The sequence below is a fragment of the Haloarcula sp. H-GB5 genome, assembly GCF_054850705.1.
Map to the genome: position 1 here is coordinate 24,281 of NZ_JBTWBG010000009.1, position 17,468 is coordinate 41,748.

The window sequence follows — 17,468 nt, forward strand, 5'->3', positions numbered from 1 at the left end:
TCACTCGTCCTCTTCGTGTTCGTCGTGTTCCTCTTCGTATTCCTCCTCCTCTTCGTGGTCGTCGTTTTCTTCGTACTCCTCGTGTTCCTCGTCCTCGTAGCCGGACTGGGTCTGGACTGCTGGCGTGAAGTCCTGATTCGGCGTCGGCACATCCGCAGCGACCTGTTGTGATACGTCCGACGCCGTCGAACCAGGTGAGTCAGTTTGGTCGCCAGCCTGCGCGAGGCCGCCACCGGGCAGAGTAAGGGCCCCGGCGACACCAGCCGTAAGGAGCGCACCTACGAGCGTGAAGGCGACGAGTTTGTTTTTCGGGACGGGAACGCGCATGGTTAGCTGTCCCTCGGTTTAGAACCGCTAGCTTTGACGTGTCGGTCGTTGCGTTTTGCCATTGCAAATAGAGGGTTGAGACAGCCTTAGTAAGTCGTTCGCGTCCAACCCTCGAATCTTCGTACAGTTATCGAATCGGTTCAGAGCGCGAGGTGGGTTCTGAGTATATATGTGACTTCGTTATCGAGCAACTGGCAGTCTGGCGATTCGCCGCATTGTCTTTCGACGAATCTCCCGAAACCACGCATTATAGCCCCGCTAAACTCGGTGTAGTCTCAACTTCAGTTTCAGAATTCCGTATAGCAATATATCCTTTATCAACACCGACAGAGCCAATAATTGCACTATAGAGGGTACTGAAACACCGAAATTCTGGTTTTGTAGATAGGTTTGTATTAGAATAATAAGCACCACCAGTTTTACCCGGACCGCCGCTGTACGGGAAGCATGGATCGGCTTCCGCCTGCATACGACGCTACTCCCGGGGATGACGCCCTCGAAGCCGCCATCGAGAAACGACTCGTCGATATCGACTCCGGGCGCTACCGAACAAACGTCGCGAGCGTGCTACGGAAGTTCGCAACGTGGGCTCGGGACCAGCATACCATCTCCAGTCCCGAGGATATCGACGACGACCTTTGTCGGCAGTACGCTCGTGACCTGGCCCGGGCCGACGATAGAGACAATATCTCGCCGGAGACCGCCCGACGCTACTTCGCCTACGTCCGCTCGTTTCTCACATGGGCCGTCTACGAGGGCCTGATCCCGACGAACCCAGCCAAGACCAACCACGCCGAAGGACCACTTCCCACCGACGAGACTGAAACAGACCAACAGTACTGGACGGCACGCGACCGCGATGCTATCTGCGCTACTGCGACCGCCCGCGTCGACGACGCCGGCGAAAGCGACGACGTCGACCGCACGGCGGCATACCGCGACCAGGCACTCGTCTTCCTACTTGCATACTCAGGAGCCCGGAGTGCAGAACTGGTTGCTGTCTCTGATGACGAAGAGCGGAACGGCCTGCGGTGGCGGCACGTCAACCTCGAAGCCGGTACGATGCAGGTGTTCGGCAAGAACCGCACCCGCGAGTCTGCGCCGATCCTTGACGATGCTATCCGTCCACTCCGGCGGTGGAAGCAGCTTCGAGAGCCCGACGAGAATGCAGCTGTGTTTCCCAGACTCGACAACGCGGCAAAAGCACTTGACCCGACGCCGTCGATCACAACCCAGTCGGCTCGGGATATCCTCGCCAAACTCTGTGAGTGGTCTGAGTACGATTTCGATGAGCCGCTGAAACCCCACGGCGCTCGCCGTGGCCTCGGGCGAGAAATCTATCGCGAGAGCCCACAGCTGGCGCAAGATGTACTCCGTCACAAATCGATCGAAACGACCCATGAAGGGTACGCTCAGGAGGCCGCAAAACGCACGCGTGACGAAGCGAACGATATCATATCCAGTGAGGAGACCAACTAACGTGGGCTGTACTGTGATAACTCGGTTAACAAGGAGATTTATTTCATGACTTCTGGGAGGAACTACCTGCTCAATAGGTGTGCTTACCGAACTGGTGATTCAGTCGAATATCGATGGAACAAATCTCATGAGGATGTTTCTATGACACGCTCAGAGATACCAAAGAGAGAATAGCCAACTTGATTGAGAGACAGGGGTTTGGTAATGTATAGAATCGTGGATCTAATTCGCGTCCTGATAGTTACAGCCGACAAGGAATTTGCCACCGCCTGTGAATGTGTGCTTCCCGATCACGGCGATATCCGGGTCATATCTGCAATGTCGGTCAGAGAGGCTATTGATATATTGGGAAGGGAGACACAGGTTGATTGCATTGTCAGCGATCACGACCTGCCAGATACGGATAGCGTCGCGTTTCTTGAAGCTGTGCGTGCGCAGGATCCAACACTCCCGTTTATCCTATGCACAAATGAGGGAAGCGAAGCGGTTGCCAGTCGTGCCATTTCTGCTGGTGTCACCGATTATATGGTCAAAGAACGCCACGAGAATCCGTGGGATCACCTTGCGACACTCATCACCAATGCAGTCAGATACTACCGCAACCAGCGTGATATCGTCGATACAGAAGCACGAGCCAAGACACTCCTCAACGCTGCACACGATATCATTGTCATCGTTCGGGACGGTGAAATAGCGTATCTCAACGATAGTGGAGTAACTGACATCTACGGCGGCGACCGCGGTCAGATATCGAACGACTCTGTAGCGGATGTGCTCCTCTCAGACGACGGCACTTCTATCAGTTCTCTCCTTGATGCAGTACAGTCCGGTTCTCGGACTCTTGACCACCGTAACGGGAAACTCATCGCTTCCAATGGAGTACATATTCCAGTTGAGATTACCGCAGCCAAAGTGATGTGGTCCGAAACACCGGCAGTCATTCTCATTCTTCGGGATGTTAGTCAACAGAAAGAACTGCGCCTCACGAATCGGGCCATCGACGAAGCGCCCATCGGCATTACGATAGCTGATGCCAACCAACCGGACAATCCGCTCGTCTACGCGAACGACAAGTTCTCAGAATTGACCGGCTATCAGGAAGAAAATGTAGTCGGACAAAACATTCGATTTCTCCAAGGTGAGAACACCGATCCTAGTCCAGTCGCCGAGATGCGTGAGGCCATCGACGCTGAAGAACCCGTGACTGTGGAACTGCAGAATTACCGCAAAGATGGGACGGAATTCTGGAACCGCGTGACAATTGCGCCGGTTACCGACGGTACGGGCGAGGTCACAAACTACATCGGGTTCCAGGAGGACATGACCGAACGCGTCGAATCCCACCAGATGCTTCGTCGGTTCCAGCGAGCGGTCGAATCGGCTGGCCACTCGATCTATATGACCGATCCCGATGGCACTATCACGTACGTAAATCCAGCCTTCGAGCGGGCCACAGGTTACGAAAGCGAGGAGGTCGTTGGCCAGACTCCGCGTATACTCAAATCTGGCGAGATGTCCGACGAGTACTACGAGCGATTGTGGTCGACAATCTCCAGTGGAGACGTCTGGGAGGAAGAGATTCAGGACCAACGGAAGTCAGGTGATGTGTACTATGCGCACCAGACGATTGCACCATTAACTGACGACAATGGTGAAATCGAGGCGTACGTCGCCATTCAGCAGGATATCTCCGATCGTAAAGAGCGGGAGTTCAAGCTTCGACAGTACGAATCTGCGGTTGAAGGTGCCGAGGAGTTGATCGCCGCAATCGATGAAGAAAAGCACTATCTCTTTGCTAATGAGGCATACTGCGAGTTCCACGGCCTCGATACCGAGTCGCTGACCGAGCTGGTGCTCAGCGATGGCATTGGCTCAGATATCTACGAGACGGTCGAACCCTACTTGCAGCAAGCGTTCGACGGCGAGAGAGTCCAATACCGGATGACGCGAACACGGCCGGCACGAGCAGACCGCACGTTTGACATCCGATATTACCCGCTCAAAGACGACACTGGTCACATCGAAGGAGTCGTTGCGACGATGCATGATCTGACTGAACAGATCGAGCGGGAACAACATATTGCGTCCCTTGATCGGATGCTACGGCACACCCTTCACAACGAGTTGAACGTGATCCTGGGTCACGCGGAGGTGATTCAAGATCAGGGCTCAGATCAGGTAGCGAAATTAGCTATGACGATTGAAAAAGTAGCCGATCGCATCCTTGAACAAACTGACAAGCAGCGCGAAATCGTTGAAATTCTGTTAAACCCATCGGATCCAACCTACCTCAACCTCGCCGATGTTGTGGATACCGCTGTCAAACGAGTGATGACGGAGTATCCAGACGTAGAGATTACAGTCGAAGTCCCGGCGGACGTACAGCTACTATTGATCCCTGAGTTACAACGGGGCATCGAAGAACTCGTCGAGAACGCGATTGTACATACTGGCGACGCGCCAGCACAGGTGAGGATAGCGGCAACAAAACACGCGACGATGGTTGAACTCCAGATTATAGATAACGGGCCGGGAATCCCACCGGAAGAACGAAGCGTGATTTCAGGGGAAGACAACATCGATTCGTTGACACACAGCAGTGGGATGGGGCTGTGGTTAGTCAAACGAGTCATGTCTCGATTGGATGGCGATATCCAATTCAACGATGCTGAACCCACGGGTAGTATCATTTCACTCCATATACCAGCTTATACATAGAAACGTCCATTTGTTATATCGGTCACCTCTGAGTAGTCAATTCTTTGTCTGTACTGATCAAGTCGAAGACGCGAAAATCCGGTGTGAGAGCCGTTGTATGAAACTCTCAATGCGGATGGCTAGAACACCGTACTGTCAGCCCGCACACTCTGTGGAATACGCAGAGAGAATGTTGCGTTACTCCAGCGCAACGACATCTTCACACGTCGGACACTCCGCCCAGATACCCTCCGTACCATCGTCTTTCTCGTATTCAACCAGCAGCCACGGAGATGTGATACGCTCGTCGCAGTCTGGGCACCGACCGAGACGCTGGGTGTCATCAGACATGGAAAGGGGATGGAAGGAGCGTGTGACAGTGTTCCTTCCACGCAAAAATTGCCTATCTTCGGATATAAGCGTTTAGCCACTGCCTCGCGCTAATTAACAGAACCGTGTGCTCCGTCGTCACGGTCACACCCACCCAACCGCTGGGCAGTATAATGGAGAGTCCTACTCGCCGTCTTCCTCGCCTGCCTCGTCTTCCCCTGGCTGAACATCCCGAAGCCGGCCACCGATCTCCTGCTCGTACTCTTCCAAGAGCTTGTAGAACTCTGCAATCGTCTCCGCAGCAGTCTCACCCTTCGACTTGATGGTCACTCTGTCTTGATCGCGAGTGTCAGTGCCTCGATCCAACCGTGCTTCCATACTGCATCCAAAGTCCGTTCGTTCGACCTTTTCAACCGAGTCTGGAGCCGTGTCTGGCTCTGTGTCTGATTCTTCTGACATGGTTTCCTCGGGACGCTCTCACTGGAACGCCCCGCACCCGACTGGGGCACACAAAACAGCCGTCAATCGCTGCCCCCGAACGCACCCAGACTGGCCTGCTCACTCGGAACGGACACCGTAGCCGGTGGTGTTCGATCTTCCGAGCCCGTGTCTGTCCCCTGAGTTGGGCTGGACTCGTTCTCCGCCTCGACCGTATTCTCGAAGGCGTCGGTCACCCACTCGTGAAGCTCCTCAACTTCCTCGTCGTCGAGTTCGCGAACACTCCCACCCAGCGAAGAGTACGACGTCTGCCACGCTCGCTGGAACTCGACAGTCAGCGAGTCGCCCTGAATAACGTAGGCATCCAGATTCAGGAAACAGCAGTTCAGCGCCGTCATTCGGGCACACAGTGGGTCCCTGTCTTGCCCGACAAACAGTGCGTCTGGCTGCTTTCGACCGGCGACCAGCAGTGTTCGACCGCTCCCACAGGCCGGGTCAAGGACCGTCTGCCGGTCCTCGGTATCGCTCTCGTCTCCGACGCCGGCGATCTCAGCCATCGTCTCGCAAACAGAGTGGGGCGTGAAGTGTTGGCCGAACGCATCGCTGGACAGTCCGTACTCCTCGTAAACAGCACCCAGAACGTCAGCGTCAGTGGCCGCCATCCGTTCTTGGAGCTGGCCGAACGCCTTGGCGAAGAGGTCGACCGACCGCTGCCCGCGTGGGTGGTCCATATCACCGCGCTCGCGATAGTTGTCGACGATCTCCAGATACGGGTCGTCTCGGTCCTGCAGTGCGAACAGCATGAGGTTGACCCAGTCTCGGAAGACCGTGTGCGCGCTGTGCCCGCGCTGGCGGATTTCCTCAAGCGTTTCAACAATCTCGTCGACGTCGATCTGTGGCGAAGCCATGCTCTCTCAGCCACCAGAGAGGCACAAAATCTGGCCTGCCGACAGTCGTGAATCTGGTCAGTTGTAGTACTTATTCTCCCAGTCGCACCGGGCTTGAATCTCTCGACGCCCACGATTGGTGATTATGTAGCCATTCGTCCGTCCGTCTTTCTTCCCTTTCTCGACGAGACCTTTGTCGATGAGCGTATCCAGATTTGGATAAAGTCGGCCGTAATGAATCTTCTTCTCGTAATATTCTTCAATTTCGTCTTTGATTGCGACACCAGCGGGTTTGGATTTCCCAGCAACTACGAACAATAAGTCTCGTTGAAATGCTGTCAGGTCGTGCATATTCGCGGTTACAATATTACATATATGAGCATATTGGTATGAGAGCGCCGTTTTCACTCCACGTCGTACAGGTCCTCAACCCCCCGTCGGTAGTAGTCCTGGCTGGAGTCTGGAACTGGATCAGCCTCCTCCAGATGCTTCGCGATGATGCTGGTAAACTGCTTGGGCGGCTTCCAACTGTCATCAATTTCGCGGGCCTCCAACTGCCTCATGACCGCATACTCACCGTCGGCGGTAACGTACAGAACGCGAATCCCCGGCTTCTCGCTCAGCGGGCCTCTGAGTAGCTTCCCCGTTCGTGTATTGACCAGCCACTCAAGCAAGAGCCCAGCCCGACACTGGATTGCGTACAGTTGCACCTCATCTTCTTCGGGAGATTCTGTGCGACCGTTGTCGGCCCACGACTGGGGCAACGACCGATTCTCAGTTTCATCTTTCCAGCGCCACTTCAACTTTTTCGGCCCGGTAGTCCCTCGTCGGTATCCACTACTCATTGTTGGATTCTCTCAGCCACTAGAGAAACACAAAATCCGCTCTGTATCGCCTCTATAGCAACTCTTTTGCTGTTTGAGAATATATGTATTAGTACGAGGACTCATCATGAAAACAGCCGAGTCCCCCACTACGACTAGCGAGTGTTCGCCCCCAGACCAGTGGATATCCCGCCAGCCCGGCGGCACCCGCGATCTTGACTTCCAGCAGATCCGACAGCGTCGGTCAGCAACGTGGAACGCCGCCCTCGATGCCAGTGTCGACGTAACGAAGGGCGGTCGCCCGGACCTGTTTCTCGTCTCCGTCGACGACGACTGTCCTGTGAACTGCTCGCTGGCCGAGCATCCCAACGGGACCCACGCCGGCTGGTGCAGTTGCGAAGTCTTCCAGGCGACGACCGTCTGCCCGCATCTCTGTGTTCTCCGCCAGCACGCTGCCCTCGGCGATTTCGACCTGCCGATGCGAGACCAGACCTGAAGCACAGCTCAGTCGTCGCCCATCGAGATGCCGGCCAGCGGTCGAACGTCGACGCGCCCAGCCCGGTCGTGGTCAAGACACTGGCACAGTCGTTCTCGAACCGTCGCCTGCGAACACGGCTCGATATCAACACCCAATCGTGGGTCGTCTCGAATCTGAACGTACTCTGCGTCGACGTCCAACGGCGTGTGCTCGACCCGGCACCATATTGTCGTCGCTCCAGCCCGGTATAGATCAGTCACGTACCGAGCAGCCACCGCTTCGTGACGAAGTTCGACGAGGACTCGTTCGACAAACGATGCGACTTTCGTTGGCGACCGTGGCGCTGGGACCGACGCAAAAACACTCGAAGAGTCGTGCTGTGCCGCCGATTCTGGAGTATCAGTAACTGACATATGTCTCACTCAGGACGTGCTTGCTGGCTCGCCCTGCACCCTCGCCGGGGCACGCAAAACAACGGTCGCGAGCGGTCACGCAACGATATGCTCCTCGATCTCTTGGAACCACTGCCGGGCCGTCGTAATATGCACATCCAGTGGCTCGCAGATCGTCGCTTGTGTGAGCCGGATGTCTGACTCCTGACCAGCGAGATATAGAGCGCCGGCTGCGACTCCATCCGGTCGTCCGTTGACCGCTGTTGACTCGGTTGCCTGTTCTGCGAGTTCGAGCGCCCGCTGGCGAATGTCCGGGGCAACGTCGAATGGAAGGTCCGAACAAATCCGCGCCACCCAGTCCACCGGGAGCGACACCGGAATCGGGAGGTCAAGTTCTGTCAGGAACGTCCGGTAGCAGTTCCAGATATGCGATGCAGAACACCGGGCAACATCGGCAACCGTCTCCATCGTCACGAGGCCGTTGCATCGGCAGGCAGCGTATACAGCGGCCGCTGCACCGCCCTCAATCGACCGTCCGATCAGGAGGTCTTTTTCCTGTGCCTCCCGGAAGAACGTGGCTGCCTGCTCTTTCACCGCCTTGCTCTCAGACAGCGCACTCGCGATGCGTCGGATTTCACCAAGCCCGTGAGCGAGATTCCGGTCGCGCTTGCTGGTGAACTTCGACCGGCCGTGGAGTCGTCGCTGGCGAGCAAGCCGTCGACGCCGTCTCGGAGAGATGTCTGCACTCTCGACGCTCCCGATGTTCGTCGACAGGCCTTGGTCATGCCGAGTGGCTGTTCGGGGTGCGCCCGTCCGTTTCTGTTCCTCCTTGTCGTACGTCCGCCACGCTGGCCTGCGGTCGATCCGGTTTTGGTCGGTCACCAGGCCACAGTCCTCGCAGTTCGTTTCTCGCCCGGTGCTGTCGAGTTCGCCGCCACACTCGGGACAGCCCGGCGTAGCTGCAGACAACGCCGTCTGGACAGTTTGTGAAGACATATTTCGAGACATCCTCTCACCTGACCCGAGGGGCAGAAAACACGCTGTGGCGCCCGGTTAGGCGTCTGGCAGTTTTCCATCCGGGCGAGGGACTCGCTTGGCTTCGATCTCGATCTCGACCCGGCGACGGTGCTTGCATCGCTCGGCCTCATCGGGACAACTGCACGTCTCCTCAAGAACATCCACCTCGTACCGGCTATCTGACGCTGAATGAACCTCGTAGCGACCAGGCTTTGCGAGGAAGGAAACGTCGATGTCTTCCTGCTTCGCTCGTTTCGTGCGCGGTTCGTCCTCGGAGGTGACAGCCAAGGGGTCCTCGTTGGGGTCCGTGACGCCGCCGTCGTCGAACCGGACCTGCATGACTCCGCCGTCAGCGACTGCTTTGCTGGGTTCGCCGTCGACGTGCAACCCGAACTGGTCATCGAGAGCGTCGTCGTCAACCCACTGCGGGATGGGGCGCTCGCCGGTCGCGAAGGCGACTCGCTTCTGGTGCTTGCACTCCTTGCCGGGGTTGAACTGCTTCCACTTGCACTCACAACTCTCTGTCCGAGTGTCGACAAGGTACTCTGAGCCAGACCCGGAGTTGACCAAGAAGAGGTTGTCGGCGTTTCGTGCGCGACCAACCGAGTCCAACACGGTCATGACTTCGGTCAGCGCCCGAACGGTACGGCTGTTCGGGCCAGCCTCCTCCATTTCATTCTCGTCGATGCTGCCGTCGTCGCTACGGGATTCTGTGGTAGCCATGAATGACAGGCGGCACGCCCTCTGTGGGACGCCCCTCACCCCGCTGGGGCACAGAAAATTCGGCGACTAGAGTCTGTGCAAGCGTAATTCTATTCCCGGACAGGAGTAGTCAGTTCAGGAAGCACACGTACCGTGATGAGTGGTGACTTCTATGAAAACCAATCAGAAGGTCGGTGAAATATGCAGAGGACAAAATATGTATGCAGCACAGCAGCCACATTTCGTTCACGCTGAAGCCAGAGGAACGGCTGGCGAGTCGGTCTGCGAGTATATTCGGTTGTTGTCTATTGGATGTCAGCAAATTCTACGTTCTCGAATTCAAAACGGGCACCTCCATTGGCCCTATCAGTAACCGTGACTTCCCAGCCGTGTGCTTCAGCTATCCGCTTGACAATCGCCAAGCCAAGCCCTGTCCCGTCGCGTTCAGAAGTATAGCCTGCTTCAAACACGGTATCACGGTCGTCCTCTGGAATTCCTGGGCCATCGTCCTCAACATAGAATCCTGTCCCGTCATTCCGGCCGATAGTGATTGTCACATTAGCAGTTCCATGTTCGACAGCATTGCGGAACAGATTCTCAAACACGTGTTTAAGCCTATTAGCGTCGCCGCTGACCGTTAGTTCCTGTTTGAAATCAAGCGTCGCCTCTGCTGTATCCACGGCTTGCCAACAATTACCTGCTACTTCAGCCAGTGAAACGGCCGCCATATCCCCGACAGCGTCTCCCTTCCGGGCAAGTGTGAGTGTATTTTCAATGATTTGTTCTATACGATCCAGTGAGTCTGCAACCACAGCCAATTGCTCAGCTACCTTCCCGTCACACATTTCCTGCAAAAATGTGGTCCGACCAAGAGCAACAGTAAGGGGATTTCGCAGGTCGTGTGAGATGAGACTCGCAAATTCGTCAAGGCGTTCATTCTGTTGTTCAAGTTTTTCCTGATACGCTTTGCGATCCGTTATATCGACAGAGTAGCCCAAGAGCCCAGCAATAGTACCGTCTTTGTCGTACCAAGGGACCTTTGAGGTCAGTAGCCATTTGTCGAGTTCCTCGTTGTACTCTTCTTTGTCGATAATGTGATGTTCGCCGTGGATTACACGCCTGTCCTCCCGCAACGATTCAATACAGAACGCTTCTTTACCACTCCCGTCAACTTCCAATTCGTGTTTACCTTTGTACTCATCCGGGTTATCAACAAGTGCAGAACTCGTCCATAGGTGACGACATTTTCGGTCTTTGACAAATAGGTGGATTGGAGAGTACTCAAACAGCGTATTGAGCAGTTCCTTATGTCGAGAGAGTTCTTTTTCGCGCTCTTTGCGCTCGGTTATATCTTGGAGTGTCCCCCGAACCCCAACTATCTCCCCATCCTGATACCACGGTTCGCCACGTGTCCGTACCCACCGCACCTCGCCATCATTCCTGACAATACGTAGTTCTAAATCATACGGTTCTCCATCAGCGGTCACCCTCTCAAATGCGTCTCGAATGGTATCTCGGTCATCCGGGTGGTAGAAACTGAGGCCATCCTCAACCGTCGGTTGATACTCGAATGACTTACCGTGGATTCGATACACCTCATCTGTCCATCGGAGTGACTCCGTCCGCATGTCAACCTCCCAGCCACCAACATTTGCTACCTCTTGTGTCTGTGTGAGAAATTCCCGCTGCCGGGCTAGTTCCCGTTCTCTGTTCCGGAGGCTTTCTTCAGTTTGGAGCTGATTCAGCGCCGTTTCCGCGTTCTTTGCCAGTATTTTAATCAAAGTCAGGTCATCGTCTCGGAAGGCCTCAATTTCAGTATCTGAGGCCAGCAGAACGCCGTGGTTGCCAAGCGGGATCGCTAACTCACTTCTGAGCACTGTCCCCTCGTTGAACACATTGTCTGCTTCTTCCAGGTTGTTACAAACCTGTGTTTCTCCAGTCTGGAACGCTGTCCATGCGATTCCGGCATCAAGTACTGGTGCATCTCCGATCAAGTCTTGACTCGTTTCAGAAACGCTGGCCGGAACAAGCCCATCAACCGACTCATTATAAAAATGGACGCCGTTCATTTCGTACCCAATTGATTGGTCAGCTGTTCGGGTAACAATATCCGCAATATCCTCGGGCGTTAATGCGGATACCATCTCACGAGTGGCATTGTGTAAATCCCGGAGCTTGTGCTTGTACTCCCTGCGCTCGCTGACATCCTGAATAACACCAACAAAATACTCCTCCCCATCAATTGTATCGAGAGACGCAGTTGCCGAACCCCAGAAACGCTCCCCAGAAGGGCTCTCAAACTCAAGCTCGAAGTCATGAACTTCCCCCTTCGCCTGTATTTTTTCATTGAACATCTCCCGTGCTTGAGGGTCTGCATAGAGATCAGCCGGCGAGTACTGCTTAGCCTTCTCTTTCGATTCGAGGCCGAACATCTTGACCATACCTTGGTTCACGTATTCGAATTTGCCCTCACTGCCGGGTGCATTTTGTCCAACAGCGATAGGTAGCGTCTCGATGATTTGTTCATAGCGCTCAAGCTCAATTTCGCGTTCCTTTCTCTCAGTAATATCGCTAAAAAAGATTGAAAGACCACCCGTATCGGGAAACACACGGACTTCGAACCAGCAACCAACAGATTCGTTATACCGCTCGTATTGGAGCTTTTGGTTAGTGTGTAACGCTTTCTCGATTCGGTCCTGAGCAATAGTATTCTGGGTTTCGGGGAATGCGTCCCAGATAACTTCACCGAGCAGTTCAGATTGGGTTTTGCCGAGTAACTCCTCAGCCTTCTGGTTGAGATATGTATACTGGAAATCAGTATCGACAGAAATAATGGCGTCGGATACCCTCTCAAGTGTTCTCTGATGCACACTTTCTTCAGGCGATTCACGCTTGCTACTCATAGACTAACAATAGTCATAGAGCGGTTTAAATCACCTGCCAACAAAATCATGTATTAAAATCACATGTTCTATTTCTTGAATTCCATCAGGAATAGAAACCACCAGTCAATAGTCTACTCAAAGCTGTACAATCTCTGCACAAGATATGCGACCTGTATCTTCCATCTAGGTATAAATACCATTCTCATCTGGTGGTTTCTTTATTGATCAGTTTGCACACTTGCTGAGCGGGCGTTGCAGCCAGCACCACGGCCAAAGAAACTGCCTTCTCGCCGCCTGTCAGAGTTCGGTCGCCTGCATCTGCTCGTGGGCGTCGGGATTGACCACCGGGATGACGCCCTCGATATCCTCTTTGCCGTACTCCTCACGAATCAGGTCGTGGATATCGTTCGCGAGAGCAACGGCCTCGTCTTGCGTGTTGGAACTCGCCTCGTTCTCAGGAAAATCTGCTGGCCCGACACCCTCCACGACGATGAACAGGTGGTCGTCACTCATTTTCGACCGCCTCGACGAGCAGCGTCGTTTCCGGCAGGTCGTCGCGAGAGGTCGACAGGAACTTGGACGTTTCTAGCGTTTCCTCGATCAACTCAACCAGTTCCTCCGAGACATCGCCAAAGTGAACGATGGCGTCGGGATCGGGGTAGTTGTCGTACTGCTGTGCAGCCGTCTTGTCCGTCTTGTTCTTACTCATGATCGGTCAGCAGAGCGCCCTCTATGGAACGCCCCTCACCCCGCTGGGGCACAGAAAATACACGGCGGCTCGTTCCCGGCCATCCGATTCATCGCGATGAGCCTTACCTGCCTCCAGAAGCGGGACCGCCGGACCGGCCTGCCGGTCCAAGGTGGAGCGTGTCCCCCGAGCGCTTGCGCTCGGGAACCGTGAGCATGAGAGTGAGTGAAAGAGTGGCTGGTACGGCTCCTCGATTATTCCGCGATTACGTTCCCGTTCTCGTCGATGGCGTACCTGAGTGGGTACACGTTCCCGTCGATATGCGTAGCCTTCTTCGGCAGCGTCTCGTTCAGCCACGCTTCGCGGTCGGCGTCGGTTTGGATGTCCTCGTTGGGCTGATGCACACTGAACAGGTCCATGCTCACCCAGCGATTGACCGTCAGCTCACCGGACGGGGAATACACCTTCACCCGCTCCTTTTCAGCGTCAACACCGACGACGGCGAGTGCAGACGTGCCCTCGGTCGTTTTCAGTCCATCACCGATATCCACGGCATCAGGGTCGATATCGAGGGCGTCGCACTGCTGTACAGCCGTCTCGTCTGTCTTGTTTTCACACATAGTCGGTAGGCAGAGCTCCCTCCGTGGGACGCGCCTCACCCCGCTGGGGCACAGAAATTATGCGACGGCTTGCTTCTCGGAATCCGATTCATCGCGACGGATCTCCCGTGCCCGCTCTCGAAGGCGAGACTGGACTGGCGTCCGGTTCTCGTGCTTGTTCTCGTATGCGAGATACCGCTTGACCGTCTCCATTGAGTGCATACAGTTGATGCCGGCGACGATTGGCTGGAGATGGTCGGCGTCCAGCAACCGCTCTGGCGGGAGTTTGTCGAGGATTGGGTCAGGAGTGTCGCTCATGAATCCTCCTCTCGGAAGTCATCGAGTGTCGTCCTGCACCTGTACCGACAGCCCGGGTAGTGAGCCAGAAGCGTCTCGTCGACGGCCTCCCAGAAGCCGATTTTGTGTGGTGCAACCGACTGCCAGAACCGGGCGCGTGCCAGTGCTGCCCCAACTCGCTGGCGTTCCTCACGACGCCACTGCTCGCGCTCAATCATCGCCATGCCGACGCTCCCTCCGGTCTGTCTGCCATGTACGAACTGGCAAGCTCCAGCCCAGCATCGAGTGTGCTTCGCGTCCCGACTAGTTTGGTCGCCCGTTCGAGCGTCCAGCCAGCACCGCTTCGTTTCAGCAAGACTGTCGCTCCGGTGTCGGGGATGTGCCAGCCGATCGTGTCGTTGCCAGCGGCGAGAAATTCCCATTCGCCCGCAACGGCCTCCTGTGCCGCGCTCTGTGTGTCAATCAGCGCATCCGAGCGTGGGCCACCAGCACCGAAGTCGCCCAACGTGGCCGTTCCTGCTGCGTTCATGCAGCGACCTCCCGGCGGTCCCAGCCAGCGAGTTCGGCTTCGATGGCGCTGATGATGGTCGCAACTTGTTCCTCTAGCGTGTCTACCTGCTCGCCGTCGACGTCCAGGAGCGAGCGAAGTTCGAGTACGTCCGGGAGGTCGATGCTGTCTGATCGCCGGGCCACCGCACGGAGGACAACTGCTTCAACATCGGTGCTGTCGGGCTGTCTTCGAACAGTCGCCGTGATGGACTCGACGAACTGCGAGGTGGGTGGCTGCGACAGGTCTTCCGAACGACGGCAGGACATATTTCGAGACATCCTCTCACCCGCCAGGGGAACACAAAATTGGGGCTCGTTGTTGCTGTGGGTGAGGCTTTCTACTTACTGCGTTGGCTGAAATACCTGCTCAATAAAACTGCCAATGTACCGCTGTAGATGCTATCAGATTTCGGTATTATTCACACGGGCCTGCTGAATTGGGGACGTGAATCTACCATCTTTCCGCGAGAAATCGATAGAATTTGTGCCGCGATGCGATCAGGACTTACTCGGTTACTTCCGTTCTTTGCAGATTGTAAGAATACGATTAGCCAGAATGGAAAAATGGTCTGTATCCGACCTTTTTTGAAAGTATTCGGTTGCCCCACGGGATCTGGCCTCACCCGCAAACTCATCGCCCCCGTGTCCAGTATACAGTATGAATGGGATATTAGGGTGGTCAAGCCGGACCTGATCTAAGAAGTCAAGACCGTTGATGTCTGGCATCTCAAAATCACTCAAAACCATATCAATAGGCCTAGTATTCAAAATATCAAGGGCGACTTCGGGATTGGTCACTCCTCGCACAGAGAGGCAGTCTCGCTCGCGTTCAAGATAAGTCTCGACAAGTGAAAGCCATTCACTGTCATCGTCGAGGTACAAAACTAATACTACATCTGATGATGAGTCTGACACGACTGCCTACCGCTTCTCGGCGGATGGTGGTGTAATCACGATTCTCCCGTCTTCCTTGAGAACTACATGATGGTCAGCATACTCGAAGGAGACGGTTATCTCGGTCTGAGACTGACTGTTCGTGTTGGTCTCGACGAGCGCATTTAGTGCCTCGGCATCCAAAACAGACTGGAGGGGAGGAAGGCTGAGTGGATCTGTCTGGCTTGCTTCTGCAACGGCGTAGACCACCGCTACCGCGGGTTGCAGCGCACAACCATCGAACTCTGCCCAGCAGGTTCCAGTTTCCCTATTAAATGTCATGTGGCCGTGCGCAACCGGCTCTCCGCCCGGCGACTCGCTCTGTTTTGTTGGTGAGTCCATTCAGTATACTGAAGATTAAGTGACTGTATCAGTCTTGGTTTTTCATGTGAAACATATTGATAACAGGGAGGTCACTCAGTATTGATTAGTGTACTTTTGATAAGCTGGTTGACGCCCCGGCGGAGGCGGGACCCGAATGCTTGGCCAGTAATCTCGAATTCGCTTGCAAGGTCAGCCAGTGACACCTCTCGTGGTGACTGAAAATAGCCGCGATTGTGGGCCAAGACCAGTGCCTCTTGTTGCCCGTCAGTCAAGCCGTATTCCTGTCCAACTGTGGCCGAGGAGAGGGTCTGAATAGACGTAAGTGAAATTAGAATATCGTGGTCGCGGCAGTAGTCTTGGAGTCTCGTGATGGCGGCATGGGTCTCACCACGGACTTCAAAGGTCCACGAGTCGGCTGTCCCGGTTCCCGAAACAAGCGTCCCGTTCATCTCACTGATGGCTCGGAGGAGCCCGTACTTCTCTGACTCCCATTCAATACGGAGCAAGTACGCTCCGTTGACCTCGTCGAGTTGTTCGATGCTTTTGACAGCAGATGCTTGGTTCACGCCAGTGAGAACTGACGAAATGTCGCTTTGACTCAGCCCTCTGATCCAAATATAGGGAATGAGTGCTGGTTGAGTGGGAACGATGCGCTCAAGCTCAATGTCTGCCTCTGGATACCCTCGAAAGAGTGTACCCAGCGGAAACGTGTCTGCTTGAACTGTGAACTTGGCTATCGTCGACATGCAATGGACTACGCGCTGATACCTGATAAGCGACAACTCAAGAGACGGAATTCGGTTCTATCGGCTTCGATTGACACGCACAGAACCCGTGAAATCAGCATGAAACAGGTCTAACCAACCGAAACTCTGTGACGATACACTCTCTGTATTTCGCACCGTATTTTTAACGCCGTGTCGGTAGGTTGGCGCTCGGGGTCAGTCAGTGAGTCATCTGTACTGCTCATTAGCGGACCAGACCTGCCGGTTTCGTGGAACTACCGCCGGCTACCCAATCCACCCGCCAATCTCGACCTGTGTACTGTCTGCCGGAGCATCGCCTGCTGTCTTCGGAGCTGAGTCAAACGGAGGCTCGACGAGACACGGCAGTACATCGTCGTATGTCCGGTCGGGGCGTTTCACACAGTCGAGCGTGATGATAGGACTACACTCACTGCAAGAGTGCGTTGCCCCGTCGAAGCCGTTGATACTCACCGACCAGGAGATGATACTTGCGAGCCGATACGTCTCCGCTGCTGGACGACGAGAACTGGCAGACCGGCACCCTACAGCTCCACAGACATCGCAGGTAAGCAGATGGTCTCGATCTGCCTCGTGGAAGAGCGAAGCGGCCTGCTCGACGTTGTCTCGGTCCTGAAGCGCACACTCCCGACAAATGGTGAACCGGAACACGCCGTCTTCTCGGTCGACCTCGTCGGGCCACCGGACATAGGTGTACGCTTCGCCGGAGATATCAGCCTTGTCTCCACAGAACCGACAGCACTCAGCCGTTGCCTCGGGCTGGACGTCGGTCACTGAGACCACCGTGCAAGTGTTGACTGCTCGCGAGCAGTGTCCACGGGGCAGAGAAACCGCCATTTATACCGTTCACGAATCGGC

The 17,468-nt window shown here is 55.1% G+C and carries 24 protein-coding genes; 3 read left to right on the plus strand and 21 right to left on the minus strand.

Annotated features, from left to right (window positions below; all coding sequences use genetic code 11):
- Window positions 1–327, minus strand: a complete 327-nt coding sequence (locus ACYJ11_RS20220; RefSeq protein WP_461649207.1) for a hypothetical protein — start codon at window positions 325–327, stop codon at window positions 1–3.
- 447 nt (window positions 328–774) lie between these two features.
- On the opposite strand from ACYJ11_RS20220, the gene ACYJ11_RS20225 reads away from it, so the two are divergent.
- Together ACYJ11_RS20225 and ACYJ11_RS20230 are read left to right on the plus strand one after the other, a co-directional pair.
- Window positions 775–1,806 (plus strand): tyrosine-type recombinase/integrase, encoded by a 1,032-nt coding sequence (locus ACYJ11_RS20225; protein ID WP_461649208.1) that lies wholly within the window; start codon window positions 775–777, stop codon window positions 1,804–1,806.
- Window positions 1,807–2,010: 204 nt separating this feature from the next.
- Window positions 2,011–4,524: a PAS domain S-box protein gene (locus ACYJ11_RS20230; RefSeq protein WP_461649209.1), complete on the plus strand. Its 2,514-nt coding sequence runs from the start codon at window positions 2,011–2,013 to the stop codon at window positions 4,522–4,524.
- A 177-nt stretch (window positions 4,525–4,701) separates the two neighbouring features.
- Here ACYJ11_RS20230 and ACYJ11_RS20235 read toward each other — a convergent pair whose 3' ends face one another.
- The 5 genes from ACYJ11_RS20235 to ACYJ11_RS20255 all read right to left on the minus strand — a co-directional run bounded on the left by ACYJ11_RS20235 (window position 4,702) and on the right by ACYJ11_RS20255 (window position 7,003).
- Window positions 4,702–4,854, minus strand: a complete 153-nt coding sequence (locus ACYJ11_RS20235; RefSeq protein ID WP_461649210.1) for a DUF7837 family putative zinc-binding protein — start codon at window positions 4,852–4,854, stop codon at window positions 4,702–4,704.
- Between the two features lie 162 nt (window positions 4,855–5,016).
- Window positions 5,017–5,292 carry a DUF7389 domain-containing protein gene (locus tag ACYJ11_RS20240; protein ID WP_461649211.1) on the minus strand — a complete coding sequence of 92 codons (276 nt, stop codon included), beginning with the start codon at window positions 5,290–5,292 and terminating at the stop codon, window positions 5,017–5,019.
- A gap of 62 nt (window positions 5,293–5,354) precedes the next feature.
- Entirely contained in the window at window positions 5,355–6,179 is an 825-nt protein-coding gene (locus ACYJ11_RS20245; protein WP_461649212.1) for an N-6 DNA methylase, read from the minus strand.
- 57 nt (window positions 6,180–6,236) lie between these two features.
- On the minus strand, window positions 6,237–6,509 hold the full coding sequence (locus ACYJ11_RS20250) for a helix-turn-helix transcriptional regulator (RefSeq protein WP_008313478.1): 273 nt from the start codon (window positions 6,507–6,509) through the stop codon (window positions 6,237–6,239).
- A gap of 53 nt (window positions 6,510–6,562) precedes the next feature.
- Window positions 6,563–7,003 carry a hypothetical protein gene (locus tag ACYJ11_RS20255; RefSeq protein WP_461649213.1) on the minus strand — a complete coding sequence of 147 codons (441 nt, stop codon included), beginning with the start codon at window positions 7,001–7,003 and terminating at the stop codon, window positions 6,563–6,565.
- A gap of 106 nt (window positions 7,004–7,109) precedes the next feature.
- Between ACYJ11_RS20255 and ACYJ11_RS20260 the strand changes: the two genes are divergently transcribed.
- Window positions 7,110–7,478, plus strand: a complete 369-nt coding sequence (locus ACYJ11_RS20260) for a hypothetical protein (RefSeq protein ID WP_461649214.1) — start codon at window positions 7,110–7,112, stop codon at window positions 7,476–7,478.
- Window positions 7,479–7,486: 8 nt separating this feature from the next.
- Here ACYJ11_RS20260 and ACYJ11_RS20265 read toward each other — a convergent pair whose 3' ends face one another.
- The 15 genes from ACYJ11_RS20265 to ACYJ11_RS20335 all read right to left on the minus strand — a co-directional run bounded on the left by ACYJ11_RS20265 (window position 7,487) and on the right by ACYJ11_RS20335 (window position 17,384).
- Complete coding sequence (locus tag ACYJ11_RS20265) at window positions 7,487–7,873, minus strand: hypothetical protein (protein WP_461649215.1); 387 nt, start codon at window positions 7,871–7,873, stop codon at window positions 7,487–7,489.
- Window positions 7,874–7,948: 75 nt separating this feature from the next.
- Window positions 7,949–8,848, minus strand: coding sequence for a transcription initiation factor IIB (locus tag ACYJ11_RS20270; RefSeq protein WP_461649216.1), 900 nt, complete (start codon window positions 8,846–8,848; stop codon window positions 7,949–7,951).
- A 57-nt stretch (window positions 8,849–8,905) separates the two neighbouring features.
- Window positions 8,906–9,592 (minus strand): hypothetical protein, encoded by a 687-nt coding sequence (locus ACYJ11_RS20275; protein WP_461649217.1) that lies wholly within the window; start codon window positions 9,590–9,592, stop codon window positions 8,906–8,908.
- Between the two features lie 284 nt (window positions 9,593–9,876).
- Window positions 9,877–12,474: a PAS domain S-box protein gene (locus ACYJ11_RS20280; RefSeq protein ID WP_461649218.1), complete on the minus strand. Its 2,598-nt coding sequence runs from the start codon at window positions 12,472–12,474 to the stop codon at window positions 9,877–9,879.
- A gap of 279 nt (window positions 12,475–12,753) precedes the next feature.
- Window positions 12,754–12,969, minus strand: a complete 216-nt coding sequence (locus tag ACYJ11_RS20285) for a hypothetical protein (protein ID WP_127015208.1) — start codon at window positions 12,967–12,969, stop codon at window positions 12,754–12,756.
- The gene (locus ACYJ11_RS20290) at window positions 12,962–13,165 is read right to left on the minus strand and encodes a hypothetical protein (RefSeq protein WP_064287788.1); all 204 of its coding nucleotides are present in this window, start codon (window positions 13,163–13,165) and stop codon (window positions 12,962–12,964) included. The genes ACYJ11_RS20285 and ACYJ11_RS20290 overlap by 8 nt, the downstream gene beginning before the upstream one ends.
- A gap of 233 nt (window positions 13,166–13,398) precedes the next feature.
- The gene (locus ACYJ11_RS20295; RefSeq protein ID WP_461649219.1) at window positions 13,399–13,764 is read right to left on the minus strand and encodes a hypothetical protein; all 366 of its coding nucleotides are present in this window, start codon (window positions 13,762–13,764) and stop codon (window positions 13,399–13,401) included.
- Between the two features lie 57 nt (window positions 13,765–13,821).
- Window positions 13,822–14,061: a hypothetical protein gene (locus ACYJ11_RS20300; protein WP_461649220.1), complete on the minus strand. Its 240-nt coding sequence runs from the start codon at window positions 14,059–14,061 to the stop codon at window positions 13,822–13,824.
- Window positions 14,058–14,264 carry a hypothetical protein gene (locus ACYJ11_RS20305; RefSeq protein WP_461649221.1) on the minus strand — a complete coding sequence of 69 codons (207 nt, stop codon included), beginning with the start codon at window positions 14,262–14,264 and terminating at the stop codon, window positions 14,058–14,060. Before ACYJ11_RS20305 ends, ACYJ11_RS20300 begins: the two co-directional genes overlap by 4 nt.
- Window positions 14,255–14,569: a hypothetical protein gene (locus ACYJ11_RS20310; RefSeq protein WP_461649222.1), complete on the minus strand. Its 315-nt coding sequence runs from the start codon at window positions 14,567–14,569 to the stop codon at window positions 14,255–14,257. The genes ACYJ11_RS20305 and ACYJ11_RS20310 overlap by 10 nt, the downstream gene beginning before the upstream one ends.
- Window positions 14,566–14,856, minus strand: a complete 291-nt coding sequence (locus ACYJ11_RS20315) for a hypothetical protein (protein ID WP_461649223.1) — start codon at window positions 14,854–14,856, stop codon at window positions 14,566–14,568. The genes ACYJ11_RS20310 and ACYJ11_RS20315 overlap by 4 nt, the downstream gene beginning before the upstream one ends.
- Window positions 14,857–15,102: 246 nt before the next feature.
- Window positions 15,103–15,504, minus strand: a complete 402-nt coding sequence (locus tag ACYJ11_RS20320) for a response regulator (protein WP_461649224.1) — start codon at window positions 15,502–15,504, stop codon at window positions 15,103–15,105.
- A gap of 6 nt (window positions 15,505–15,510) precedes the next feature.
- A complete protein-coding gene (locus tag ACYJ11_RS20325; protein WP_461649225.1) occupies window positions 15,511–15,864 on the minus strand; it encodes a HalOD1 output domain-containing protein in 354 nt (117 codons plus the stop codon).
- Window positions 15,865–15,935: 71 nt separating this feature from the next.
- Complete coding sequence (locus ACYJ11_RS20330; RefSeq protein ID WP_461649226.1) at window positions 15,936–16,592, minus strand: helix-turn-helix domain-containing protein; 657 nt, start codon at window positions 16,590–16,592, stop codon at window positions 15,936–15,938.
- Between the two features lie 264 nt (window positions 16,593–16,856).
- Complete coding sequence (locus tag ACYJ11_RS20335; protein WP_461649227.1) at window positions 16,857–17,384, minus strand: hypothetical protein; 528 nt, start codon at window positions 17,382–17,384, stop codon at window positions 16,857–16,859.
- Window positions 17,385–17,468 lie beyond the last annotated feature (84 nt).